Raw genomic sequence first — 24,554 nt, forward strand, 5'->3', positions numbered from 1 at the left:
GCCATGGCCGGAGAGATCGCCCCCGACGCCGGCAAGCTCGCCAATCTGGTGCGCCAGGATTGCGGCTCCTGCCACGGCCTCACGCTGCAAGGAGGCCTCGGCAAGCCGCTGACGTCCGAAAGCCTGAAAGTCTGGAATCGCGAGCAGCTCGTCAGCATCATTCTCGACGGTGTGCCGGGCACGCCGATGCCGCCCTGGCGCGCGCTGATCAGCGAAGCCGATGCGCAATGGATTGCCGAGCGGTTGCAAGAGGGAAATTTGCCATGAAAGCGGCCATGCGCATCCTGCTCACGTTCTTCCTCGTCCTGCCGGCGATTGCCCATGCCAGCGACTTGCGCGGCACCGGCAGCCTCGGCCTCGTGATCGAGCGCGCTGCCGGCTCGGTGCTGATCGTGGACTTCATGGCGCGGCGGACCGTGGGCCGCGTCCAGGGCCTCGGCGATCTCTCGCACGCTTCCGCCGTGTTCTCGCCGGACCAGCGCTATGCCTATGTGTTCGGGCGCGATGGCGGGCTGACCAAGGTCGACCTGCTGACGGCTTCCATCGCCAGGCGCGTCGTGCAGGCCGGCAATGCGATCGGCGGCGCGATCTCGGACGACGGCACGCTGATTGCGGTCTCGAACTACGAGCCCGGCGGCGTGCGGGTGTTCGCCGCCGATACGCTCGAGCCGGTCGGCACCATTCCAGCCATCGGCGCCGACGGAAAATCCTCCAAGACCGTCGGTCTCGTCGATCTTCCCGGCCGCCGCTTCGCCTTTGCGCTATATGACGCCGGCGAAATCTGGGTCGCCGACCTCTCGGCGCCCGAAGCGCTCACCGTCGAAAAGCTCACCGGCGTCGGCAAGCTGCCCTATGACGGCAACGTCACGCCGAACGGAAGGCACTATCTCGCCGGCCTGTTCGGCGAGGACGGCGTCGTGCATGTCGACACCTGGCAGGCGCCGCTGCAGGCCCGGCGCATCCTCGACCGCTACGGCCGCGGCGAGGAAGCCCTGCCGGTCTACAAGATGCCGCATCTCGAAGGCTGGGCCGCGGTCGGCGACCGCCTGCTGCTGCCGGCGGTCGGCCGCCACGAGCTGATCGCCGTCGACATGCGCAGCTTTGCCGAGGCCGGCCGCGTCGCGACCCATGGCCAGCCGGTGTTTGCGGTGGCGCGGCCGGACGGCCGCCAGGTCTGGGTCAATTTCGCCCATCCGAAGAACGACACTATCGACGTCATCGACGTGCAGTCAATGAAGCTGATCCATCGCTTCGCGCCGGGGCCCGCCGTGCTGCATCTCGAATTCACGCCGCGCGGCAACGAGGTGTGGATCTCGGTCCGCGATGCCAACCGCATCGACATCTACGACACCGCGACCTTCACCAAGAAGGCGGAGATCGCGGCGGAAAAGCCGTCGGGAATCTTCTTCACCGCGCGCTCAACGAGGATCGGGCAATGACGCCGAACCCGACCGAGCTCGCGCTGATCGATCGCTGGCAGCACGGCTTTCCGCTGGTCGAACGGCCGTTCGAGGTGGTCGGCCGGTTCGCCGCGCTCGACCAGGACGAGACCATCGGCATCTTCCGCAAGATGCGCGAGAACGACGTGATCTCCCGGGTCGGCGCCGTGGTGCGGCCCAATACCGTCGGCGCCAGCACGCTGGCGGCGATGCAGGTGCCGGCAGCGCGGCTGGAGCAGGTGGCCGAGATCGTCAGCCGCGAGCCGCTGGTGACCCACAATTACGAGCGCGAGCACGCGCTCAATCTCTGGTTCGTGATTGCAGGCGCAGGTCCGGAATTAATCGCTTCGACCATCGCGCGCATCCGCCATCAGACCGGCCTCGACGTCGTCGATCTGCCGATGCTGCAGGCCTATCACCTCGGCCTCGGCTTTTCGCTCGGCGCCGCGCCGCCGCAGCGGCGCGAGGTCGGCAGCCCCGCCGACTACCGCCCCGATCCGCGCGACAAGGCGATCCTTGCCGCGATCGAGGACGGCCTGCCGCTGATCGAACGTCCCTATCGTGCGGTCGCCGACCGACTCGATATCAGGCAGTCCGACGTCATCGACCGGCTCGACCACATGAAGGCCTCCGGCATCGTCACGCGTTTCGGCTGCGTGGTGCGGCACGAGAAGCTCGGCTACCGGTCCAACGCCATGGCGGTGTGGGACGTGCCCGGCGACCGCCTTGACGATGTCGTCGAAAGCTTTGCCCGCCATCCCATGGTCACGCTGTGCTATCGCCGGCCGCGCTGCCTGCCGCTCTGGCCCTACAACATCTTCTGCATGGCGCATGCACGCTCGCGCTGGGACGCCCTTGCCGTGATCGACGAGATCAACCTCGAGGCCGATACCGGCCTGCTCAGGCAGGCGGTGCTGTTCTCCAGGCGTTGCTTCAAGCAGCGCGGCGCGGTGTTCTCCGACAAGGCGGGGCTGAACTGATGGCCTGGCTCGATCCCACCGCGCGCGCGATCGTCAACGGCCTGCAGGGCGAGTTTCCCCTGACGTCGCGGCCGTTCCGCGATGCCGGCCGCGCACTGGGGCTGACCGAGGACGAGTTGATCGATGGCGTGCGCGATCTGACCGAATCCGGTGCGCTCAGCCGCTTCGGCCCGCTGTGGAATGCCGAACAGCTCGGCGGCGCGGTTTGCCTGGCGGCGATGGCGGTGCCGCGGGAGCGGTTCGAGGAGGTCGCGGACAAGGTGAACGCGCATCCCGAAATCGCGCACAATTACGAGCGCGCTCACGTGCTCAACATGTGGTTCGTGATCTCCGCCGACGATCCGCGCAAAGTCCAGCAGGTGATCGCTGTCATCGAGCACGAGACCGGTCTCGCAGTCCACGCCATGCCGAAATCGCGCGAATTCTTCGTCGGCTTCAAGGTCGAGGTTTGACCATGCTGGATGCAACCGACCGCCGGCTGATCGCTGCGACCCAGGGCGGCCTTCCGCTGACCCGCCAGCCCTACCGCGCGCTCGCCGAGCAGCTCGGGCTCGAAGAGGCCGACGTGCTGGCGCGCCTGCAAAACCTGCTGGATCGCGGCGCGATCCGCCGCATCGGCGCCATCCCCAATCATTACGCGCTCGGCCTGACCGCCAACGGCATGTCGGTGTGGGATATCGCCGACGGGGATGTCGCGGAGGTCGGCGCCAAGGTCGGCGCGCTCGAGTTCGTCACCCATTGCTACGAACGGCCGCGGCACCTGCCGCTGTGGCCCTACAATCTCTTTGCCATGGTGCACGGGCGAACGCGCGACGAGGTGCGGGCCAAGGGCGCCGAGATCGCAGAGCTGATCGGCTCCGCGTCGCGCGGCCATGACGTACTGTTCTCGACCCGCATCCTGAAGAAGACCGGCTTGCGCATCGCTGCCTGAAGCGGAGGAGCTTTTCACGTGTTTCGCCTCAGCCATTATCTTCGCGAGATCGACGAGCCGGCGCCGCTAGGGCCGGTGCGGCAGCCGCCGGGTCCGGTGGTGATCTGGAACCTGATCCGCCGCTGCAACCTGACCTGCAAGCACTGCTATTCGATTTCCGGCGACGTCGACTTTCCCGGTGAGCTCACCACCGAAGACGTCTTCCACGTCATGAACGATCTGAAGATGTTCCGCGTGCCGGTGCTGATCTTGTCCGGCGGCGAGCCCTTGATGCGGCCCGACATCTTCGAGATCTCCGAGCGCGCCAAGACGATGAAGTTCTATGTCGGACTCTCCAGCAACGGCACGCTGATCGACGCCGATCTCGCCGACCGTATCCGCGGCATCGGCTACGACTATGTCGGCATTTCCCTTGATGGCATCGGCGCGACGCACGATCGCTTCCGCGGCCGCACCGGGGCCTATGACGAGGCGCTGGCCGGGCTTCGATTGCTGCGCGACCGCGGCATCAAGGTCGGCGTCCGCTTCACCATGACCGAGGACAACGCCGCCGAGCTGCCGCGCCTGCTCGACCTCGTGGAGCGGGAAGGCTTTTCGAAGTTCTATCTGTCGCACCTGGTCTATGCCGGCCGCGGCAACAAGAACCGCGGCACCGATGCGGCCTGGCAGACCACGCGCGAGGCCATGGACATGGTGATCGAGCGCGCCTGGCGCTGGGCGCGTGCCGGCAGCGAGATGGAGATCGTCACCGGCAACAACGATGCCGATGCGATTTACCTGTTGCAATGGGCCGCGCGCACCGTGCCGCATGCGGTGGCGAGCCTGCGCGAGAAACTGATCCGCTGGGGCGGCAATTCCTCCGGCGTCAACGTCGCCAACATCGACAATCTCGGCAACGTGCATCCGGACACGATGTGGTGGCACTACAATCTCGGCAACGTCAAGAAGCGGCCGTTCTCGGAGATTTGGTCGGATATCTCCGATCCCGTGATGGCCGGCCTGAAGCGGCGGCCGCGGCAGATCGGCGGGCGTTGCGGCGCCTGCGCGCATTTTGCGATCTGTGGCGGCAACACGCGCGTGCGTGCGCTGCGGATGACCGGCAATCCCTGGGCCGAGGATCCCGGCTGCTACCTCACGGATGCGGAGATCGGCCTTGCCCAGTCGGCCGAGCGCGTCCGCACCAGCGCCTATCGCGGAGCCCGTCATGAAGCGCCGATGTCTTATTAGCGTCGCCCTCATTGCGCTCGCGCTCCTTGCGGCGCCTGCGCGCGCCGAGCCGGACGCGGCGAAACTGTACGGCGAACACTGCGCGCAGTGCCATGGCGCCGATCGCCTCGGCCAGCTTGGGCCGGCACTACTGCCGGAAAATCTCGGCCGTCTCACCGGCGCGCGTGCAACGTCCGTGATCGCGGACGGCCGCGCGGCGACGCAGATGCCGGGATTTGCCGCAACCCTCGGCAAGGAGGAGATCGCGGCGCTCGCCGCCTATATCGCAAAGCCCCTGGCCTCGGTGCCGGCGTGGGGCGCCGGGGAGATTGCCGCCAGCCGCGTCATCCACGCGTCCGCGCCGGCGCTGGACCGGCCGCGCTTCGATGCCGACCCCAAGAACCTGTTCGTCGTGGTCGAGGCCGGCGACCACCACGCCACCATCCTCGACGGCGACCGCTTCGAGCCGCTGGCGCGGTTCCAGACCCGCTTTGCCTTGCATGGCGGCCCGAAATTCACGCCCGACGGACGCTATGTCTTCTTCATGTCGCGCGACGGCTGGGTCAGCAAATACGATCTGTGGACGTTGACCATGCTCGCCGAGGTGCGTGCCGGCATCAACGCGCGCAACATCGCGATCTCCCGCGACGGGAAGCACATCGCGGTCGCCAATTATCTGCCGCGCACGCTGGTGATGCTGTCGGCCGAGGATCTTTCGGTCGAGAAGATCTTCGACGTCAAGGACAAGAACGGCAATCCCTCGCGGGTGTCCGCCGTGTACCAGGCCCGTCCCCGCGACAGCTTCATCGCCGCGCTGAAGGACGTGCCGGAGATCTGGGAGGTCGCCACCGATCCGAATGCGCCCCCGGTCTATTCCGGCTTCGTGCATTCCTACGAGCGCGGCATGGAGGAGGGGGTGCCGTCGTCGAAGGGCCTGTTTGCGCTGCGGCGGATCACGGTGTCGGAGCCGCTCGACGATTTCTTCTTCGACCCGCCCTATGACCATCTGGTCGGCTCGGCACGCGAGGGCAAAGCGGTGGTGGTCGATCTCGTGATCCGGCGCGCCGTCAAGCAACTGGAAATGCCGGGCCTGCCGCATCTCGGCTCCGGCATCACCTGGAACTGGAACGGCCGGCCGGTGATGGCGACGCCGCTGCTGAAGGCGGGCAGGGTCAACGTGCTCGACATGCAGGACTGGTCGCTGCTCAAGTCGATCGAGACGCCGGGGCCGGGCTTCTTCATGCGCAGCCACGAGAACTCGCCCTATGCCTGGACCGACAGCATGATGGGCACCAAGAAGGACACGCTCACCATCATCGACAAGCGCACGCTGGAAATCGTCCGCGGCGTCACGCCCGAGCCCGGCAAGACCGCCGCGCATGTCGAGTTCGACAAGGACGGCCGCCACGTTCTGGTGTCGGTCTGGGAGGACAAGGGCGCGCTGGTGGTCTATGACGCCGCGACCTTCGCCGAAGTGAAGCGGCTGCCGATGTCGAAGCCGTCGGGTAAGTACAACGTGTGGAACAAGATCAACTTCTCCGACGGGACCAGCCATTGACGCGCGGGCCCGACATGGCACTGTTGATCGCGGCGCATGGCGAGCGGCAGCCGCGTGCAGGCAATGCCAGCACACTGCGGATCGCGCGCGCCATTGCCGCGCGCGATCTGGTGGCGGAAGTTGCGGTCGGCTTCATCAATGGCGCGCCGAGCGTCAGTGAGGCGCTGGGCGCGCTCGCCGCCCGCAGGATCTTCGTCTATCCCTTGTTCGCCGCTAACGGCTATTTCACCCGGGATCGCCTGGTGCGGATCATCGACGAGGCGAGTGGACACAGCCGCAGCATCGAACTTTTGCCGCCGCTCGGCCTCGACCGCGGCCTGCCAGGGCTGATCGCCGATCGCGCCAGGATTATCGCGGCGGCCAACGGCTTTTCGCAGGAGGCGTTCAGCGTCGTCCTTCTCGCCCACGGCTCGCGCCGCAACCCGGCCTCCCGCGAGGCGACCGAATGGGTGGCCGGCGAGGTCGCAAAGCTCGGCGCGTGCCGGCAGGTGAAGACGGCATTTCTGGAGGAGCGCCCTTCGCTGGAGGACGTCGCGAAGGCCTGCACGGGGCCGACGGTCGTGGTCGGAATGTTTTCGGGCGAAGGCCTGCACGGCGCGCGCGATGCGTCGCGCCTGATCGCGGAACTCGGCCGGCCCGACGTCGCCTACGCCGGCGTGATCGGCAATGCGCCGGGGATCGAGGATGTGGTCGCCCGCGCGGTCGAGGAAGCGCTCAGCGGAACGCTCGCGACGGCCGGCGCGTGATGAGGGAAACGTCGAATTAGTCCCCGTCATTGCGAGCGAAGCGAAGCAATCCATCTATCCGCTTGTGGTGAGATGGATTGCTTCGTCGCTTTCGCTCCTCGCAATGACGGATGGGACGATCGTCCTACTTCTTGTACGCCGCGATCACCGCTTCGCCGTCGGCGCCGGCTTTCTTCGACCAGTCGGCCGTCAGCTGCTCGCCGATCTTCTCGAGGCCAGCCTTCAGCGCGGGCGGCGGCGGCTGCACCTGCATCTTGTTGGCCTTGAGCTGCTCGACATACCACTTGGCCTTTTCCTCCCAGAGCTTCCAGCCGCGCTCCTCGGCGACCGCTGCCGCCTTGAGGATCGCATCCTGGGTCGCCTTGTCGAGCGCGTCGAACGCCGCCTTGTTGACGAAGGTGACGTTCTTCGGAATCCACGCCTGCGCATCGTAGAAATGCGTCATGGTTTCCCAGGCCTTGCTGTCGTAGCCGGTCGAGCCTGAGGTGATGAACGAATTGACCACGCCGGTCGCCAGCGCCTGCGGCAATTCCGCGGCCTGGATGGTGATGGGCTGCGCGCCGACCAGTTCGGCGATGCGCGAGGTACCGACATTGTAGGCGCGGAACTTCAGGCCCTTCATGTCATCGACGCTGTTGAGGTCCTTCTTGGCATAGATGCCCTGCGGTCCCCACGGCACCGCGAACAGCAGCTTCAGGCCTTGCGAGGCGAGCTTCTTCTCGATCGCAGGCTTCGATGCGGTCCACAGCTTCTTGGCCGCCGGGTAGCTCGTTGCCAGGAACGGGATGACGTCGATGCCGAACATCGGGTCCTCGTTCTCGTGCAGCGAAATCAGCACCTCGCCGGCCTGCGCCTGCCCGGTTGCAACCGCACGCTTGATCTCCGGCGCCTTGAACAGGGATGCGGCGGGATGCACGGTGATCTGCAGCTTGTCGCCGGTGGCGGTGGCGACGTCCTTGGCAAACGCGACCAGGTTCACCGAATGCGGATTGTCCGCCGGGTAGGCCGCCGGCAGATTCCATTTGGTCTGCGCCGCTGCGGGACCAACAAACGCCGGAGCGGCAAGCGCCGCGACGCCGGCGGCGAGAACGCACGTCTTCAGAAGCTTGAGCATGATAACACCTCTCTCTAGCCAGGGAACGCCATCCGCGGCAGCACCATCACAATATCAGGAAAGACGGTGATGAGGGCAACCGCCAGAACGAGCAAAAAGAAGAACGGCAGCGACGCCTTCGCGACCGTGTTGGAATCCTTGCCGCTCATGGTCTGCAGCACGAACAGGTTGAAGCCGACCGGCGGCGAGACTTCCGCCATTTCCACCACCAGGATCAGGAAAATGCCGAACCAGACGAGGTCGAAGCCGGCCTGCTGCACCATGGGAATGACGATGGCGGTGGTCAGCACGATCATGGAAATGCCGTCGAGCGCCGTGCCGAGCACGACGTACATGACGGTGAGCGCGGCGATCAGCGCGTAGGGGCTGAGCTGGAGGCTGTTCACCCAGCTCGCCAGCGCCATCGGGATGCCGGTATAGGCCATCGACGTGCCCATGGAGGAGGCGCCGGCGAGGATCAGGAGGATCATGCAATTGACGCGCGTGGCGCCCATCACGCTCGCCCAGAAGGATTCCCAGCTGAGCGCGCCCTGCCACCATGCGATCGCCAGCGATCCCAGCACGCCCCAGGCGGCGCACTCCGTCGCGGTCGCCCAGCCCATCAAGAGCGACAGGAACACGAAGATGATCAGCAGCAGGCAGGGAATGAGGTTGAGCGATTCGGAGATGCGCTTGCGAAAGCTCATCGGCGGTTCGGCCGGCGGCGTGCGCTTCGGGTTGGCGAGCGACCAGAGCCCGATGTAGCCGGAATAGAGCAGCATCACCAGGGCGCCCGGCAGGAATCCGGCGAGGAAAACCTGGATGATGGAGACGTTGGCCTGCACCGCATAGATCACCATGGTGATCGACGGCGGGATCAGGATGCCGAGCGTGCCCGCGCCGGCGAGCGAGCCGAGACTGAGGTTCTCGTCATAGCCGCGCTTCTTCAGCTCGGGCAGCGCGATCTTGGCGACCGTGGCGCAGGTCGCGGCCGACGATCCCGACACCGAGCCGAACACGCCGCAGGCGAGCACGTTGACGTGCATCAGCCGGCCCGGCAGCCAGTTCAGCCACGGCGCAAACCCCCGGAACATCTCCTCGGACAGGCGCGTGCGGAACAGAATCTCGCCCATCCAGATGAAGAGCGGCAGGGCCGCGAGCGACCATGAGGCGCTGTTGCCCCACACCGTCGTCGCCAGCACGCTGCCGGCCGGAATGTTGCCGCCGGCGAATTGCATGCCGGCCCATCCCGTCGCCATCAGGGCCACCGCGATCCAGACGCCGGCGCCGAGCAGCAGTGCGAGAAATCCGAGCAGGATCGCGGCGATCGCGAGCAGATCCATGTCAGACCCCGCTCTGCATGGCGCGCTCGACGATCTCCTCGGCGCTCCTCGGCGGCGGCAATTCGTAGCGTGGCGGGTAGCCGCGCAGCACGTGGATCAGCTCGTCGACGAAGGCGATGAAGAGAATGGCGAGGCCGCCGCTATAGCCCAGCTGCGGGATCCACAGCGGCACGGCAATGACGCCCTGCGAGATGTCGAAGAATTTCCACGACTGCCAGGTCATCACGGCCGCATGCCAGGCGAAGAAGCCGATGAAGCCACAGCCCGTGAGGAGGGCGGCGATCTCGACATAATGGCGGGTCTTTTCGCCCAGGCGGTCGATCAGGAGGCCGACGCGGATCATCTCGCCATGCTTGAAGGTGTGCGCAAGCCCGAGGAAGGCGGTTGCTGCCATGCACCATGAGATGAAATCGTCGCCCGCGGGGATATTGAGGCCGAGCGGCCGGCCGCCCGAAAGCAGCATCATCAGCACGAAAATCGCAATGAGGAAGAGCCCGGCGAGATAGCCGGAGAAAAGATACAGCCGGTCGAGCAACACGCGGATCATGATCGGTCCTTCCCCCTCGCACGCATATTGCCCGGAAGCAATAGATGTGCCGTTTCCGGGCGACGGTCGACTTTCGGGTGGCACCCCGGCCCCGGAACGCGCAGGCAGGTTTTCGAAGTTGTGCCGGACCGTCAAGACGGCAAGCCCCGTCGGCGATGCCGTGCGGCAGGACACCCCGGCCTTCCCGACGGTCCGAAAGGGACGATCGGGCCGCTTCCTCGAGCCGTCGAGGCGGTCCGATCGTCCGCCGATCTTCGCCAACGTTGATCTTCCGCAAGGTCCGCCGCTTCCGGTCGTGGTGGCATGGAGCAAATAATCCCGTGCCGCTTGCCGCGCGGGCAGAAGCCGATTTCCGTCGCCCGGCATCGACCGGGCAGACACCTGGCCGGAGGAAACGTCCATGATCGTCGAACGCTTTCATCACGTCGCATATCGCTGCAAGGACGCCAAGGCGACCGTGGCGTTCTACCGGGACATTCTCGGGATGAAGCTGCTCGGCGCCATCGCCGAGGATCGCGTTCCCTCGACCAAGGAGCCCGATCCCTACATGCACATCTTCCTCGACGCCGGTGGCGGCAGCATTCTGGCGTTCTTCGAGCTGCCGAATTCGCCGCCGATGGGTCGCGATCCCAACACGCCGGAATGGACCCAGCACATCGCCTTCAAGGTAAAGGACATGGCGACGCTGGAAGCTGCGCGCGACAAGGTGTTGGCCGCGGGGCTCGACGTCGTCGGTCCGACCGATCACACGATATTCAAGTCGATCTACTTCTTCGATCCGTCCGGCCACCGCCTCGAGCTCGCCTGCGATACCGCCACTTCCGAACAGTGGAACCGGATGCAGGACGTGGCCGGCGCGATGGTCGAGGAGTGGGCGCAAACCAAGAAGCCGCCGCGCCACACGGCATGGCTGCACGCCGAAGAATTCGCGGCGACCTAGGCGAAGCCTGGCGGCGGCTTTCCGCATCTTCCGCGGAGGATGGCGCCCTTGACGTTGCCATTTCGCCGCGATCGCGCTATTCGCAGCAGCAGGCGACCTGCGCAAGTATCCGGAGCAAGGCGGCGTGATGGGGTGGTCCATATCGCTCGGGCGTATTGCCGGTACCGAGGTGCGCGTCCACCTCACATTCTTCCTGCTCGTTGCGTGGTTCGCTTTTGCCGCCGGATCGAGGGATGGGTTAGCTGCGGCCATCGAGGCCGTTGTTTTCATTCTGGCGGTGTTCGCATGCGTCGTGGCCCACGAGTACGGTCACGTTCTGACGGCGCGGCGCTTCGGCATCGGGACTCGCGATATCACGCTGCTTCCCATCGGTGGCGTCGCAAGCATCGAAAGGATGCCGGAAAAGCCTGGCCAGGAGCTGTTGATCGCGCTCGCCGGGCCGGCGGTGAACGTCGTCATCGCTCTTTTGCTTTTCACGGTCTTCGGCGCACGCCTCGATCCGGAAAGGGCGGTGGCGGCCGTCGAGGACCAGAAGATCGACCTCGTAACGCGGCTCGCCGTCGTGAATGTCATGCTGGTCGTCTTCAACATGATCCCGGCCTTTCCCATGGACGGGGGCCGCGTGTTGCGTGCTCTTCTGTCCTATCGGCTCGATCGGGCGCGCGCGACTCGCATTGCTGCAACCATTGGGCAAGCGGCTGCTTTCGGCCTCGGATTCCTGGGGCTGTTCGGTAACCCGCTGCTGCTGTTCATCGCTCTGTTCGTATTTCTTGCGGCGAGCCACGAGACCTACGCGGTCGAACTCGGGGAGGCCACCAAGGGCGTGGCGACGCGCAGGGCCACCATCACGTCATTCACCACGCTCGACACCCAGGCGACCGTCCGACAAGCGGTCGATGCGCTGCTTGCGACGACGCAGACCGAGTTCCCGATCACCGATGGCGGCAAGAGGCTTCGCGGCGTCCTGACTCGCGATGGCATAATCCGTGCCTTGGCGGCGACCGGGCCGGATACTCCAGTGCTCGACGTGATGGAGCACGATGTGGTGACGATCAACTGCCGCGCACCGCTCTCGGAGGCGGTCGCAGCGCTCCAAACGAGCGGCCGCCCGCTCGTCGGCATCATCGACGATGAGGCGCATGTCGTCGGCATCATCACGCTCGAGAACCTGGCCGAGTACATGATGGTCGATGCTGCGAGCCGAGGATGGCGGGAGCTGGCTTCCGAGTCATCCAGGAATCTTCCGAACCACAAGTAGGCCTGCCGGAAGCGGTGCCGAATGGGGCTGCCCAGCTACTTTGCATGGGGTTGTTTTCGACATTTTGGTCAGGAGCAGGACCAGCGCCGATCGTCATCGGCCGGTTGACCGTTCCCGCCACCAGCCGCTCCTTGATTCTGATCAAGCATTGGGGGACCATGCCCCCACTGTGATGGCACTGCGGGGCCCCCGGGGGCTTCCGACTGGAGTAGATATTTTGGCAGAACAGATGCATCCGGCGGCCCCCCACCATCTGCCGTTCTTCGTGCCCGGTCCCGACGGATCGGACACGCTGATGGTGGTGATGGGGCTCTTCCTGGTGGGCACCATCCTGTGGGTCGGCACGCTGTACTGGAAGCTGCACAGCCTGCCCGAGCGCATGGCGCACCGGACGCACAAGCTGCAGTTCGAGATTGTGGCCGTGCTCGGCCTGATCTCGCTCTTCACGCATATGCATGTCTTCTGGATCGCCGGCCTGTTGCTCGCCATGATCGACCTGCCGGATTTCGGTACGCCCTTGCGCACTATCGCCGGATCGGTCGAACGCATCGCCGACGCCACGCCGGGCGCCCCGTCGGCCAAGGAAGAGGTCGAGTCCGCACCGATGCAGGCCGATGGTCACGGCGCGGCAAAGCAAGCCGCCACCAGGCAGGAGGCGCACGGCCATGCTTGAGCTGATGATCTGCTCGCTCGTGACGATTCTTCCCGATTACCTCTACCGCCGCTATGGCCAGGGCAAGCGTTTCGGCCAGGAGATCACGCTCTTCTCCGTCTGGTACGAGCTGCGCTGGGGTATCACCGGCTGCCTGATGCTTACCATCGCGCTGATCACGATGATCTTCTACTACCACCCTTCCTCCACTTCGGCGGCGGTCTATTTCCGCACCGTGCCGATTCTGCCCGAAGCTCCCGGCCGCGTCGCCGAGGTCAATGTCGGCTTCAGCCAGGCCGTGAAGAGCGGCGACGTCCTGTTCCGGCTCGACAGCTCGAAGCAGCGAGCGGCGCTGGAGACCGCCAGACGCAAGATCGCCGAGGTGGATGCGACGCTGATCAGCGCGCGCGCCGATATCGTCAAAGCGGAGGCTCAGACCGGGGAGGCGAAGGCTTCCTTGCAGCAGGCCCGGGACGAGCTGGACGTCAAGAGCGAACTGCAACGCCGCAATCCCGGCATCGTGCCGCAGCGTGACATCGAGAAGCTGCAGGTGATCGTCGAGCAGCGGCAGTCCGGCCTCGATGCGGCGAATGCCGTGAAGGAATCCGCTGTCTTGCGCGTCTCCACACTGTTGCCGGCCGAGAAGGCGAGCGCCGAGGCCGCGCTGGCGGAGGCGCAGGTCGATCTCGACAAGACCTATGTTCGCGCCGGCGTCGACGGGCGGGTCGAGCAGTTCCTGGTTCGCACCGGCGACGTCGTCAACCAGATGATGCGGCCGGCCGGCGTCTTGATTCCGATCGAAGCAGGACGAAACGGGCTGCAAGCCGGCTTCGGCCAGATCGAGGCGCAGGTCATGAAGCCGGGAATGGTCGCGGAAGCGACCTGCATCTCGAAGCCCTGGGTCATCATTCCGCTCGTGGTCACGAATGTGCAGGACTATATCGCGGCCGGCCAGGTCCGCTCGGGCGAGCAGCTGCTCGAGCTGCAAAATCAGCGGCAGCCGGGCACTGTCCTTACCTTTCTCGAGCCGCTGTACAAGGGCGGCCTTGACGGTGTCGCGCCAGGCTCGAGCTGCATCGTCAATGCCTATACCAGCAATCACGACGTGATCGCCGATCCGAAGACGGGCACGCTCAAGGGGATTGCCCTGCACGTCGTCGACGCAACGGGGCTCGTGCATGCGTTGCTGCTGCGGATCCAGGCGTTGCTGCTGCCGGTCAAGACGCTGGTGTTGAGCGGTCACTAAGGAAGAATCTCGAGCGGGGTCGCAAGGCAAGCAAGGATCTCACGCTCGGCGGCGCGGTCAACCGAGCATGCCATCCAGGGCGGCCTTGTCGTGCAGGGAGAACCGCGGACCGGCGTACGTGAACGAGCACTGGTGGATCACGATCTGCCCGTCGCTCACGCCGACATCGGAATAATCCGGGGCTTCGTGCGAGCCCGGGATGTGGCCCTCGGTCTCGAGGTCGAAGGCTACCTGGTGCGCCAGCGCCCGCTGGATGTGGAAGGGGATGCCGTTCCAGAGACCGGCGACCGGCCGGTGCAGATGGCCCATGAACAGGTAATCCGGCCGCCTCGTCCGTGCGATCACCTCCCATTCGGCTTGCGGATTGGCCAGCCGAATCGTGTCCATGTAACGCAAGCCGGTGCCGAACGGTGGATGGTGCTGGAACAGCAGCAGCGGCCGGTCCTCCGGCGCAGCGAGCAGTGCATGCTCGAGGAAATCGAGGCGTGCAGCGCAGAGCAGCCCTTCGTGATTTGGCGCTGCCTCGTTCAGGGTGTCGAGCGTGACGATCGTCGCCTCGTCGAACACCTGCATGGCCTGTACAAAGCCTGCGGCGTCGCGCTTCACGCCCGGGAAGTAGCGGGCGAAGGCGTCGCGCCTGTCGTGATTGCCCATCAAGAGATTGGTCGGCGCATGCAGGCTGGAAAGCACGCCGGCGAGATTTTCGTAGGCTGCGTCCTCGCCCCAATGGGCGAGGTCGCCGGTGACGATGACGAAAGCGATGTCGCGATGATCGCGGTTGATGGCCTCGATCGCAGCCGCGAGCCGCTCGGCCGGATCGAGGCCGTAGATCCTGCGGCCGCGCGCCACGAAATGGGTATCGGTAAGGATGACGAATTTCATCGGGCCATGGTCTCCCGGTTCCAGTCCTGGTAGTCGGGCGAGCCTTCGACGCGGATCGGGCCGCCATAGCCGAACTCCACCATGTGGACGGTGACGTAGTCATCGCCCAGGAAGACGACGCCGTATGACTCCGGCAGGTCCGATGCGCTCAGCATCACCGTTTCCGAGAACAACGGATAGCTCGCGTGGTTGGTGCCGCGCAGCGATGACACGGGAATGCCGGCGACCGATCCCGCCAGCGGAAGATGGCAATGGCCAAAGAAAATATGCCGGATGCGGCTCCTGTGGCGGGCCGCCAGTTCCCGGAAGGCGGTATCGTCAAGCAAGCGTATCCGGTCGAGCGGCGCCAGGTGAACCGGCATCGGATTGTGGTGCATGAACAGCAGGAGCGGTCCGTCATGCTCGTCGAGCCTTGCGGCGAGCCAGCGCAGGCGACCGGCGCAATACCGACCCGCATGAGTTTGCGCATAGTTGGTGTCGAGGAACAGGCAGCGCGCCGCAGGCGTGTCGTGGATACCCTGGACGAACCCGCCCTCATCCGCGAGATCGGGGAACACGTCCAGGAAGGCGGCGCGGTTGTCGTGATTGCCGATGCACAGGCGCACCGGAACCGGGAACGCATCCAGCTGCGCCTTGAGCCAAAGGTAATCCTCGCGGTCACCCCAGTCGGACAGATCGCCCGTAATCACCATCAGCTCGGCATCGTGATGGTCGCGCAGAACATGCGCCAGCGCGCGCTCGAAATTCCTGCGCGGGTCGCGGCCGCCGATGGTCGCGCCCGGCGCGGTCAGGTGGATGTCGCTCATATGGATGAGTTTCATGGCAGCCTCGCGTGAATGAAAAGCAGGGCGCTTGTGGCGCCCTGCCGTTGCCGTGAGATGCGCGCAGAGGCTCAGCGCGCTGCGCCGGTGGTCTTCGGCAGCAGCTTCTGTACGTCAGCCGTCATGTCCGCGAGCACCGCATCCGGCTCCTTTGCCCGCGCACCGGTTGCGATCGAGTTCAGATGGTCCTTGATCACGTCGGTGATCTTCAGCCCGTTGTCGCCGGGGAAGGCGTACCATTTGGTCAGCAGCGCCAGCTGGCTGACCGCGGTGTAGTTGTTCGGGTTCTTGACGTAGAAATCCTTCAGGTAGACGTCGTTGGCGACCTTGTTCGGCGGCATGTAGCCGGTAGTCTCCGCCATGATCGCCGCGCCCTTCGGACCGGTCCAGAATTTCACCACTTCCCACGCGGCGTCGCGCTTGGCCTTGTCTCTGGAGAGGATCAGCACCACGTTGCCGCCCGCCGGCAGGCGGCCGGTCGGCGACACCACGTCGGGGAAGGTGTGGGTCTTCAGCGCGAACTTGCCCGCCACCATCTGCGTGACCTTGTTGAGGTCGGAGGTCGAGGTGACGTGGAAGCCGGTCTTGCCGGCGGCGAAGGCCGCGCGCATCGCAGGCTGGTCGAGATTGGGCATGCCGCCCTCGGTCACGAGCCGGGCGAGCATGCGGATCGCGAATTGCCCCTCCGGTCCGTTGAAGGCGACCTTGGTCTCGTCGGCGTTCAGCATGGTGCCGCCGCGCGAGAACACCGGGGCCTGCCACAGCCAGTTGCCGGTGATGTCCCAGGCGTAGGTGACGCCGTTGATGTCGCTGCCGAGCTCCTTGATCTTCTTGGCGAGCGCGAGCAGCTCGTCCCACGTCTTCGGCAGGTTGGCGGGATCGCCGCCGGCCTGCTTGACGAGGTCGAGGTTGACATAGACGATCGGAAGCGAGATCGCGAAGGGCAGGGCATAGACCTTGCCGCTCGCCGTACCGATGTCGAACATCGCCTGGTGGAAGCCCTGCTTGTCGAAGTCCTTCTCGGCGGCGATGTAGCCGTCGAGCTGCGCTGGGATGTTCTTGTCGACCAGCACGCGGACGCGATTGAGGCCCTGGAAGCTCACGTCGGGCATCTGGTTGGTAACCGCCTCGCGCAGCACCTTCTGCGTCCCGTCCTCGTAGGATTCGTAGGGCGCGCGCGCCGTGACCTTGATGTTGGGCTGCACCTTCGCGAATTCCGCCGAGATGCGCTTGTGCGTCTCGGCGAACAGTTCCGGATAGGGGTATTGCATGACGATTTCGGTCTGCGCCTGCGCCAGCGCCGCACTCGCCGCCAGCGACAGGGCGGCTGCCGCGATCCACGATTTAAGCATTGAAGACTCCCTCTGTTTGAGACGACGCATCACTTGATTCCGGTCAGCGCTATGCCTTCGACGAAACGGCGCTGGGCGAACAGGAAGGCAACGAGCAGCGGCGCGATGATCACCATGGCCGCCGCCATCAGCGCCCCGTAATTGGTTCCGGCCTCGGCATTGCGGAAATGCGCGACTGCGAGCGGCGGGGTGCGCAGGTGCTCGCTGTTGAGCACGATCAGCGGCCAGAAATAGTCGTTCCAGTGCGCCACGACGGAGAAGATGCCGAAGGCGGTCACCGCAGGGATCGCGGCCGGCAGCATCACCCGCCAGACAATCCCGAACTCGGAAATGCCGTCCATCCGCGCCGCATCGACGAGATCGTCGGGCACGTTGCGGAAGAACTGGCGCATCAGGAAGATGCCGAACACGGAGATCGTGAAGGGCAGGACGAGGGCCGCGTAGCTGTCGAGCACGCCGAGCTTGTGCAGGAGCAGGAATACCGGGATGGCGGTGGCCTGCGGCGGGATCAGGATGCCGAACAGCACCAGCGCGAACAGCGCGTTGCGGCCTATGAAGCGCAGCTTGGCCAGCGCATAGGCCGCGGGCAGCGCGACCAGCACCTGCAGCGCGAAGATCGACACCGTGACGATGACGCCATTGAGCAGGAAACGCCAGAGATTGGCCTTGGCGAACGCGATCTCTAGATTGTCCCACAGCGCGAATTGGCGCGGAATGAGATGCAACTCGCTGGAGAACACTTCCGACGGCGGCTTCGATGCTGTGGAGATCATCCAGACGAACGGCAGCAGCATCACGATCGCGCCTGCGATCAGGAGGATATGGCGGATCGCCGCCCATACACCATTTCTCGTCGGCGCCATCATGCGTATTGCACGCCGCGATCGGCGAGCCTCGACTTGACCAGGGTGAGCAGCAGGATGAAGACCAGGAACACCACGGTGAGCGCGGCGCCGTAGCCGGATCGGAAGAATTCGAATCCTTCCGTGTACATGGTGTGGATCAGCACCTCGGAGGACTTCGAGGGGCCGCCCTTGGTCAGGACGTGCACGGTATCGAATACCTGGAAGGAGCGGATACCCGAGATCACGACGACGAAAGTCGTCACCGGCCGCAGCAGCGGCCACGTCACCAGGCGAAAGCGCGCCCAGGCGCTGGAGGCGCCGTCCATCTCCGCGGCCTCGTAGAGCTGCTTCGGGATGGAGACGAGGCCGGCAAGAAACAGCACCATGTTGAAGCCTGCCGCCTGCCAGATGCCGATCGCACACAGCGCATAGAGCGCGGTGCCGCGATCCTGGAGCCAGCTCGGACCGGCGACGCCGAGCTCGCGCAACAGCCCGTTCACCAGGCCGAATTGCGGATGCAGCATGAATTCCCACACCACGGCCATTGCGATCAGCGTTGCCATGACCGGCAGGAAGTAGATGGTGCGATAGAGGCTGCGCAGGCTGGCGCCGCTCTGGATCAGCAGCGCAATGGCAAGGCCCGTGGTGACCGCGCCGGGCACGACGACGCCGACATAGACCAGGGTGTTGCGCAGCGAGGTCCAGAACACCTTGTCGATGAACATTTCGTGGTAATTGGCCAGTCCAATCCACGACAGGTTCGGCGCGCCAAGCTGGTAGTCGGTGAAGGACAGCGCGATTACGGCGGCCAGCGGGCCGAGAAGCATCATCAGCATCAGCGTCAAGGCGGGCGCCATCAGCCCGTACGGCGCCAGCGATAGCCGGCCACGGCGTGCCTCGGCCCGACGCTCGACGGGAGCGCGGATGGCCATGCCGCCGATGGTGGCTGCGCTGTCAGACAATGGCGCGCTCCCTTGCCCGCTCGACCTGCTCCACCGTGACGTCGATGCGCTTTCCGGCACTGTCGAAGGCGCGGACCGCGTCGGCGGTGAAGTTGAAGGGGACGTGGCTCGCGACATCGGGCAATCGCCTGACGTCGTTGACGCGCGCGACCACCCGCGCATCGGTGCCGTTCAGACCGAGATGCACGAAAGCCTCCGCGCCCATGTTCTCGGTGTGGATGACGGTACCCGAGAAAGGACCGTTGCCGAGCACGATCCGCTCGGGACGGATCCCGATGCGGCAATTGCCGGGCGGGTGAGAACTGGCCAGCCGGATAACTTGGCCGAGAGCCTCGATTCGGCCGTCGTCGCGGACGCGGCCCGGCAGCATGTTGATCTTCGGGCTGCCGACGAATTCGGCGACCCTGACGTCGCGGGGGTTGTCGTAGATCTCGGCGGGCCTGCCGACCTGCACCAGCTCGCCTCCGATCATCACTGCCAGCCGGCTCGACATGGTCATCGCCTCGGCCTGGTCGTGAGTGACGTACACGAACGTCGTCTTGAGGCTGCGATGCAGCTCCGCGAGCTCGCTGCGCATGTGTACGCGCAGCTTGGCGTCGAGATTCGACAGCGGCTCGTCGAACAGGAACGCCACGGGCTGGCGCACCATGGCGCGTCCAACCGCCACGCGCTGGCGCTGGCCGCCGGACAATTGTGCGGGCTTGCGCTGCAACAGGTGCGAAATCTCGAGCTGGGATGCAACCTTGTCTACGTCGGCGCGAATGCTCCGTTCCTGGCGCCGCCGGCCGGGCAGGAGACTACCGAGCAGCGGCAGGCGCTCGGCGGTGGAGAGGCGGCGCATGCGCAGCGGCACCGCCATGTTGTCGAAGGCGCTCAAATGCGGATAGAGCGCATAGGACTGGAACACCATCGCCAGATTGCGCGCGCTGGGACGGACGCCGTCCACCGCGCTGCCATCGATCGTCACCCTGCCGGCGCTCTGCGGCTCCAGGCCCGCGATGACGCGGAGCAAGGTGGACTTGCCGCAGCCGGAGGGACCCACCAGCGAAAGGAATTCGCCGTTTTCGATCGTGAGGTCGACGCCCCTGAGCACCTCGGTGGCGTCAAAGGACTTGCGAATACCGCTGAGTTCAATCCGCGCCATTGCCCCGTACCTGTCCCCGTGTGCCGGGCTGCATTCGTTGCCTTGCACACAGGGTTAGGCTGGCGGTCTGACAGTCACATAACGTTCAAAGGCCATTCTTATGCTGGACCAAGGAAATGCTTTTGGCCGTGTTCGAAACCTCGGGGCATGGGCCGCAACCTGGGAATGTCTGCGGTGGCCCTGACATGGTCGCGCGTGCGCGCCGTCAACGCGGTGTTCGAGACCGGCACATTTGCCGCCGCCGCACGCCGGCTAGGAGTTTCGCAGCCTGCGGTGGCCCAGCTCGTGCGCGAGCTCGAGGCCGAATACGATGTGGCGTTGTTCGATCGCCACGGTCACACGCTGATCGCGACGACGCTTTGTCGCAGGCTATATGCCGCGACCAACAAGGTGCAGTCGATAGAGGTCGAGGCGCTCGCCATCCTGCAGCAGCGCGATGAAGTTTCGGGAGGGGAGCTGCGTGTCGGGCTCGGCAATGCCATGCCCGGCATGCTGCTGGTCGCGACTTTCCGAAAGTTGTTTCCGAAGGTCCAGATCAATATCGAGATCGGCAGCTGGTCGACGATCGTCGCCGCGGTGGTGGACCAGCGCGTCGATGTCGCCGTATTGCCCGAGGTGCCCGACGACAACCGCTTCCGGCGCGAGGCCTGCATCCAGCAGCGCGTGGTGGCGATTTGCCATCCCGGCCATGAGCTGGTGGGCCGGACGCCGATGGCGATAGCGGGCCTGATGGAGCATTCGCTGGTGTTTCGCTCCCGCGATTCCTCTGCCCAACGTGCCGTGGACAAGGCATTCCGTGCCGCAGCGCTGCGTCCGACGCCGGCGATTGTGGTCAATACGCGCGAGGGCATGCTGGAGGCGGTCGCCAACCGGCTCGGCATCGGCTTCGGCTGGGAGCACGGCTCGAGCCGCGTCGATCGGATCGCAAAGGTCGTGATTGCGGAAATGGAAGCGGAAACGCCGGAATACATCTTCTGCCTGTCCGGCAAGCGGGGCCGGCTGGTGGATTTGTTCTTCCACGCGTACCGGATGTCGCCTTATGGGGAAACCACCGGCTTCTCGACACAGGCGGCGAAAGGACCGAACCTCGTTCCGCCGCCGTGACATTCCCGCCGTCGACGGCCCTCAGGCGTGGACGCCGACGGCTCAGATGTGCCGGGCGACGAGCAGGCCAGGCCGGGTGTCCGGTTGCGGCGCGAGGTCTATCGACCAGAGAGAGGTATCGTCGACGTCTTTCAGACTCACGGTCATCGTGCCCGTCCGGCCGTCGATGTCGACGCGCCCGAAAAATTGCAGCCCGAAGCAGGGGGCGAGGTTTTCACCCTGGCAGCCCTTCTGAAACATCGGCTTCGGCCCGAAAGTGTTGTCGAGCTGGCCTGGCGCCCACGTTCCGGCATGCAGCGGGCCGGACACGAACTCCCAGAAAGGCTCGAAATCCGTGAATACGGCACGGCTCGGATCGTAGTGATGAGCAGCCGTGTAGTGCATGTCGGCAGTGAGCCAGACTATGTTGCGGACGCCGGCCCGCTTGATGAAGGACAGCAGGTTGGCGATTTCATGCTCCCGCCGCTCCGGCGGTCCGTCGCCGAGCGCGATCGCATCCTCGCTGAACAGCCCGATCGGAAGGTCGGCCGCGATCACCTTCCAGGTCGCATCGGATGTCGCCAGCCCCCGCTTGAGCCAGGCCAGCTGTGTTGCGCCGAGAATGCAGGTTTCGCTGCGGTCGTCCCGGTTGTTCCAGGTGGAATCGCGATAGCTGCGCATGTCGATCAGGAAGACGTCGAGCATCGGCCCATAGGAGACCTTGCGGTAGACGCGGCCGTCCTGTTCGGCAATCGCGCGGATCGGCATGAATTCGTGGAAGGCGCGGCGGGCGCGCGCCACCAGAAGCGAGCTGCCGTCTTCGGCATGGCCCGTCGCGTCGACAGTCCCGAGCGGCGACCAGTCGTTCGTCACTTCGTGGTCGTCCCATTGCGCCAGCATCGGCACCCAGGCGTGGAAAGCGCGGAAATTCTCGTCGAGGAAATTGTATTTGTAGTTTCCGCGGAACTGCTCGAGGCTGTGGGCAACGGCGGATTTCTCTTCCGTCACGATGTTGCGCCAGATGCCGCCGTCGGGCAGCTTCAGTTCCCGCTCGATGGGGCAGTCGGCATAGATGTGGTCGCCGCAATGGATGAAGAAGTCCGGACGATTGTTCAGCATGGTGCGATAGGTCCGCATGCCGCCGCGCGAGAGATCGATGCCCCAACCCTGGCCCGCGGTATCGCCGGACCAGACGAAGGAGATGGATCTGCCTCGTCCGGGCGCGGTCCGGAAATGACCGATTTGTGTCTGTCCGGCAATGCCGGCGTCCAGGTCGGTGAGGCGAACGCGATAGAAGATGTCCTGGCCCGGAGGCAGGCCTTCGATCGATAGCTTGGCAACGAAATCGCTTTCAGGCAACGCCTCGACCGAGGCGGCGTGGACGATGCTGGCGAAGCTCTCGACCGTCGAACATTCCACCATCATCCGTGCAGGGCGATCTGCGCGTGCCCAGACAACCGCGGAATCGGCCGAGACATCGCCGGACTGAATCCCGCACGCGATTTGCGGGCGGTCCGCGGCCCGACTGAGATAGGGTTTCGCGATGCTGCCGAGCCCCGCGGAAGCAATTGTCGAGGCCGACCGGACCAGCAGTTGGCGACGGGTCATCCCGCGCCGGTCAGGTGTCGCAATCGCCATTCTGCAAGCCCTCGCCGAATCGCGGCGGAGGATGCCTGCATCGATTGACCGTTCCCGGAAGGTTTTGCGACAGCCGGATGACTCGCAACCGATATGCTGGGATCACTGCGTCAGCGCGTTGCGCTCACCCGACCTACGCTGGAGCCGCCAGCGTCCGATGACACGGAACCGTCGACCAGCTTCCTCCTGACGGAACAGCGCGATGCTGTCGATGGCCAGCACGCTCGCGCCGGCATTAGGAAAGCGGTCCTGCAACATCGCCAGGACGGACGCCCGCCGATCGGCATCCAGCCGGCCGGTCAGCGTCATGTGAAAGCGGTACTCGTCGAAGACATACGGGTATCCCCAACGATCCAGATAGAAGCGTTGCCGTGCCGTCAGCCCCGCAGCGTTTCTCCTGAGGCGATCCTGTTCCGTCAGCGGCGCACGAAACGAATCGAACTGGCGGACGCAGTCGGCCGCGAGGCTTTCGAGTTCGGAGCAGGGTGCGGCGGGCAAGATCGCAACGAAGCCGGCGATGCTGTCGATGACGGTCTTGATCGCAGGAATGGCGCGTGGCGTGCCGGCGAAGCCGGCGCAAGCGGCGATCAGCTCGCTTTCGGTCTTGCCGGCCTGCAACGCCATTGGCGGCTTCAAGGTAGCGTGGAAGCCGTATTTGCGCGGGTCATGCGTCATCTCGCGCCAATCGGGAGGAAGCCCCATCCCGGTCGGGAAAGTGACGTCGATGCCGCGATGCGCGTCATAGCCGAGCAGCTCCGCGCCGAAACGGTCGAGAGCGCTGCCGGGTTCGGCGGCGAAGTAGATTGCATAGCGCGGGAAATTCGTCATCGCTGGGACTGTAGCGGCGCATCAGGCCGCGGCAACCGCCTGGCGCGAGGTCGGCGCCGCCCGTGTCACGCGGCCGGCAACCTGCAGCGTATCCGCAAATTCGTCGCCGAGCAGAACGCGTTCAATGACGATGTCGGTCACGACGTCGCACTTCGTCGTTTGCCGTGACCAGATCCGGCGGAGGCTGCCTCGTATTTGTCGAGGAAGTCCTCGATCGCGAGCTTCCTGAAATCGGGCAGCGCACGGCGCAGCATCTCGTGGTCCCAGTCCCACCAGCCGAGATCGGCAAGGCGGCCGGCGACGGCTTCCGAGAACCGGCGCTTGATCGGCCGCGCCGGATTGCCGGCGACGACGGTGTAGGCCGGCACGTCCTTGGTGACGATTGCGCCCGCTGCGACGACGGCACCTGTGCCGACGTTGCGGCCCGGCAGCACCACCGCGCCATGGCCGATCCACACGTCATGGCCGATATGGACGTGATGCTTGCGCCGCCAGGCAAAAAATTCGGCTTCGTCGCTTTCGCCGGCAAAATACGCGTTGGCGCGGTAGGTGAAATGCGCCTGTGAGGCGCGCTGCATCGGGTGATTGCCCGGATTGATCCGTGTCATCGCTGCGATGGAGCAAAATTTGCCGATCGTCGTGTAAGTGATCTGCGAGTCGTTCACGACATAGGAGTAGTCGCCCATCGTCACTGCAAGGAGCATGGTGCGGGAGCCGACCTCGCAGTAGGCGCCGAGCTTGCAGTCGCTCAACGAGGCGGTAGGGTTGACGGTCGGTTGAACTGAGAGCTGCTTGCCGGCCATCCGGATATTCCCTGCGCGAGCGATATCGGCGGGTCTCGTCATCAGTGGGCTTGATGACGATGTCGTGACGCTTCGGTGACGGTGGACGGCAAGACGGTGGACGGCAATGTGGATGGTCGCCGCTGCGCAGCGCTCGGACAGGCGTTGGCGATGCAACGAGCATCGTTCTCGCCATGAGGCCGTCGTTCCTGCATCGCCAGGCCAATGAGGTGGTGAGCGCTGCGAAGCAGCCGCGGAAAGCGTTGAAAACCATCCGT

General features: G+C 65.2%; 25 protein-coding genes. 13 read left to right on the plus strand and 12 right to left on the minus strand.

Translation table 11 applies throughout. The annotated features are described in order from the left end of the window. The first annotated feature begins 3 nt into the window (after positions 1-3). Genes ACT4OC_RS06880 through ACT4OC_RS06915 form a run of 8 tightly spaced genes read left to right on the plus strand, consistent with a single transcriptional unit; the run spans position 4 to position 6,860 of the window. Positions 4-267: a c-type cytochrome gene (locus tag ACT4OC_RS06880; protein WP_444838215.1), complete on the plus strand. Its 264-nt coding sequence runs from the start codon at positions 4-6 to the stop codon at positions 265-267. Then, positions 264-1,439 carry a cytochrome D1 domain-containing protein gene (locus ACT4OC_RS06885; RefSeq protein ID WP_444838216.1) on the plus strand — a complete coding sequence of 392 codons (1,176 nt, stop codon included), beginning with the start codon at positions 264-266 and terminating at the stop codon, positions 1,437-1,439. The genes ACT4OC_RS06880 and ACT4OC_RS06885 overlap by 4 nt, the downstream gene beginning before the upstream one ends. After that, positions 1,436-2,419: a siroheme decarboxylase subunit beta gene (ahbB, locus tag ACT4OC_RS06890; RefSeq protein ID WP_444838217.1), complete on the plus strand. Its 984-nt coding sequence runs from the start codon at positions 1,436-1,438 to the stop codon at positions 2,417-2,419. Before ACT4OC_RS06885 ends, ahbB (ACT4OC_RS06890) begins: the two co-directional genes overlap by 4 nt. Continuing rightward, entirely contained in the window at positions 2,419-2,871 is a 453-nt protein-coding gene (locus ACT4OC_RS06895; RefSeq protein WP_444838218.1) for an Lrp/AsnC family transcriptional regulator, read from the plus strand. Before ahbB (ACT4OC_RS06890) ends, ACT4OC_RS06895 begins: the two co-directional genes overlap by 1 nt. A 2-nt stretch (positions 2,872-2,873) precedes the next feature. Beyond that, positions 2,874-3,350 carry a siroheme decarboxylase subunit beta gene (gene ahbB / locus ACT4OC_RS06900; protein WP_444838219.1) on the plus strand — a complete coding sequence of 159 codons (477 nt, stop codon included), beginning with the start codon at positions 2,874-2,876 and terminating at the stop codon, positions 3,348-3,350. A gap of 18 nt (positions 3,351-3,368) precedes the next feature. Next, positions 3,369-4,577: a heme d1 biosynthesis radical SAM protein NirJ gene (nirJ, locus tag ACT4OC_RS06905; protein ID WP_444838220.1), complete on the plus strand. Its 1,209-nt coding sequence runs from the start codon at positions 3,369-3,371 to the stop codon at positions 4,575-4,577. After that, complete coding sequence (locus ACT4OC_RS06910; RefSeq protein ID WP_444838221.1) at positions 4,555-6,114, plus strand: cytochrome D1 domain-containing protein; 1,560 nt, start codon at positions 4,555-4,557, stop codon at positions 6,112-6,114. The genes nirJ and ACT4OC_RS06910 overlap by 23 nt, the downstream gene beginning before the upstream one ends. A 14-nt stretch (positions 6,115-6,128) precedes the next feature. Next, entirely contained in the window at positions 6,129-6,860 is a 732-nt protein-coding gene (locus ACT4OC_RS06915) for a CbiX/SirB N-terminal domain-containing protein (RefSeq protein ID WP_444838222.1), read from the plus strand. Between the two features lie 124 nt (positions 6,861-6,984). Here ACT4OC_RS06915 and ACT4OC_RS06920 read toward each other — a convergent pair whose 3' ends face one another. Genes ACT4OC_RS06920 through ACT4OC_RS06930 form a run of 3 tightly spaced genes read right to left on the minus strand, consistent with a single transcriptional unit; the run spans position 6,985 to position 9,843 of the window. After that, positions 6,985-7,974, minus strand: coding sequence for a TRAP transporter substrate-binding protein (locus tag ACT4OC_RS06920; RefSeq protein WP_444838223.1), 990 nt, complete (start codon positions 7,972-7,974; stop codon positions 6,985-6,987). Positions 7,975-7,988: 14 nt separating this feature from the next. Next, positions 7,989-9,296 (minus strand): TRAP transporter large permease, encoded by a 1,308-nt coding sequence (locus ACT4OC_RS06925; protein WP_444838224.1) that lies wholly within the window; start codon positions 9,294-9,296, stop codon positions 7,989-7,991. A 1-nt stretch (position 9,297) separates the two neighbouring features. After that, entirely contained in the window at positions 9,298-9,843 is a 546-nt protein-coding gene (locus ACT4OC_RS06930) for a TRAP transporter small permease (protein WP_444838225.1), read from the minus strand. 400 nt (positions 9,844-10,243) lie between these two features. Here ACT4OC_RS06930 and ACT4OC_RS06935 point away from each other — a divergent pair, with 400 nt between their 5' ends. The 4 genes from ACT4OC_RS06935 (at position 10,244) to ACT4OC_RS06950 (ending at position 13,939) form a co-directional block, all read left to right on the plus strand. Further along, positions 10,244-10,783: a VOC family protein gene (locus tag ACT4OC_RS06935; protein WP_444838226.1), complete on the plus strand. Its 540-nt coding sequence runs from the start codon at positions 10,244-10,246 to the stop codon at positions 10,781-10,783. A 127-nt stretch (positions 10,784-10,910) separates the two neighbouring features. Beyond that, positions 10,911-12,041, plus strand: coding sequence for a site-2 protease family protein (locus ACT4OC_RS06940; protein ID WP_444838285.1), 1,131 nt, complete (start codon positions 10,911-10,913; stop codon positions 12,039-12,041). Between the two features lie 217 nt (positions 12,042-12,258). Then, positions 12,259-12,714, plus strand: coding sequence for a hypothetical protein (locus tag ACT4OC_RS06945; RefSeq protein ID WP_444838227.1), 456 nt, complete (start codon positions 12,259-12,261; stop codon positions 12,712-12,714). After that, on the plus strand, positions 12,707-13,939 hold the full coding sequence (locus tag ACT4OC_RS06950; protein ID WP_444838228.1) for an HlyD family secretion protein: 1,233 nt from the start codon (positions 12,707-12,709) through the stop codon (positions 13,937-13,939). The genes ACT4OC_RS06945 and ACT4OC_RS06950 overlap by 8 nt, the downstream gene beginning before the upstream one ends. Positions 13,940-13,996: 57 nt before the next feature. On the opposite strand, the gene ACT4OC_RS06955 is transcribed toward ACT4OC_RS06950, so the two are convergent. The 6 genes from ACT4OC_RS06955 to ACT4OC_RS06980 all read right to left on the minus strand — a co-directional run bounded on the left by ACT4OC_RS06955 (position 13,997) and on the right by ACT4OC_RS06980 (position 19,945). Continuing rightward, entirely contained in the window at positions 13,997-14,821 is an 825-nt protein-coding gene (locus tag ACT4OC_RS06955; protein ID WP_444838229.1) for a phosphodiesterase, read from the minus strand. Further along, positions 14,818-15,642 carry a phosphodiesterase gene (locus ACT4OC_RS06960; protein ID WP_444838230.1) on the minus strand — a complete coding sequence of 275 codons (825 nt, stop codon included), beginning with the start codon at positions 15,640-15,642 and terminating at the stop codon, positions 14,818-14,820. The genes ACT4OC_RS06955 and ACT4OC_RS06960 overlap by 4 nt, the downstream gene beginning before the upstream one ends. A gap of 71 nt (positions 15,643-15,713) precedes the next feature. Continuing rightward, positions 15,714-16,994, minus strand: a complete 1,281-nt coding sequence (locus ACT4OC_RS06965) for an ABC transporter substrate-binding protein (protein ID WP_444838231.1) — start codon at positions 16,992-16,994, stop codon at positions 15,714-15,716. Between the two features lie 29 nt (positions 16,995-17,023). Beyond that, positions 17,024-17,860, minus strand: a complete 837-nt coding sequence (locus tag ACT4OC_RS06970) for a carbohydrate ABC transporter permease (protein ID WP_444838232.1) — start codon at positions 17,858-17,860, stop codon at positions 17,024-17,026. Beyond that, positions 17,857-18,771 (minus strand): carbohydrate ABC transporter permease, encoded by a 915-nt coding sequence (locus ACT4OC_RS06975; protein WP_444838286.1) that lies wholly within the window; start codon positions 18,769-18,771, stop codon positions 17,857-17,859. The genes ACT4OC_RS06970 and ACT4OC_RS06975 overlap by 4 nt, the downstream gene beginning before the upstream one ends. A 22-nt stretch (positions 18,772-18,793) precedes the next feature. After that, positions 18,794-19,945 carry an ABC transporter ATP-binding protein gene (locus ACT4OC_RS06980; protein WP_444838233.1) on the minus strand — a complete coding sequence of 384 codons (1,152 nt, stop codon included), beginning with the start codon at positions 19,943-19,945 and terminating at the stop codon, positions 18,794-18,796. Between the two features lie 165 nt (positions 19,946-20,110). Between ACT4OC_RS06980 and ACT4OC_RS06985 the strand changes: the two genes are divergently transcribed. Beyond that, complete coding sequence (locus ACT4OC_RS06985; RefSeq protein ID WP_444838234.1) at positions 20,111-21,049, plus strand: LysR family transcriptional regulator; 939 nt, start codon at positions 20,111-20,113, stop codon at positions 21,047-21,049. Positions 21,050-21,091: 42 nt separating this feature from the next. Here ACT4OC_RS06985 and ACT4OC_RS06990 read toward each other — a convergent pair whose 3' ends face one another. From ACT4OC_RS06990 to ACT4OC_RS07000, 3 genes are all read right to left on the minus strand, one after another. After that, positions 21,092-22,666, minus strand: coding sequence for an alkaline phosphatase D family protein (locus tag ACT4OC_RS06990; RefSeq protein ID WP_444838235.1), 1,575 nt, complete (start codon positions 22,664-22,666; stop codon positions 21,092-21,094). Between the two features lie 102 nt (positions 22,667-22,768). Then, positions 22,769-23,494, minus strand: a complete 726-nt coding sequence (locus ACT4OC_RS06995; RefSeq protein WP_444838236.1) for a DUF1045 domain-containing protein — start codon at positions 23,492-23,494, stop codon at positions 22,769-22,771. Between the two features lie 137 nt (positions 23,495-23,631). Further along, positions 23,632-24,297 (minus strand): transferase hexapeptide repeat family protein, encoded by a 666-nt coding sequence (locus ACT4OC_RS07000; protein WP_444838237.1) that lies wholly within the window; start codon positions 24,295-24,297, stop codon positions 23,632-23,634. Positions 24,298-24,554 lie beyond the last annotated feature (257 nt).

It is taken from the genome of Bradyrhizobium sp., from assembly GCF_052389815.1.
GTDB lineage: Bacteria > Pseudomonadota > Alphaproteobacteria > Rhizobiales > Xanthobacteraceae > Bradyrhizobium.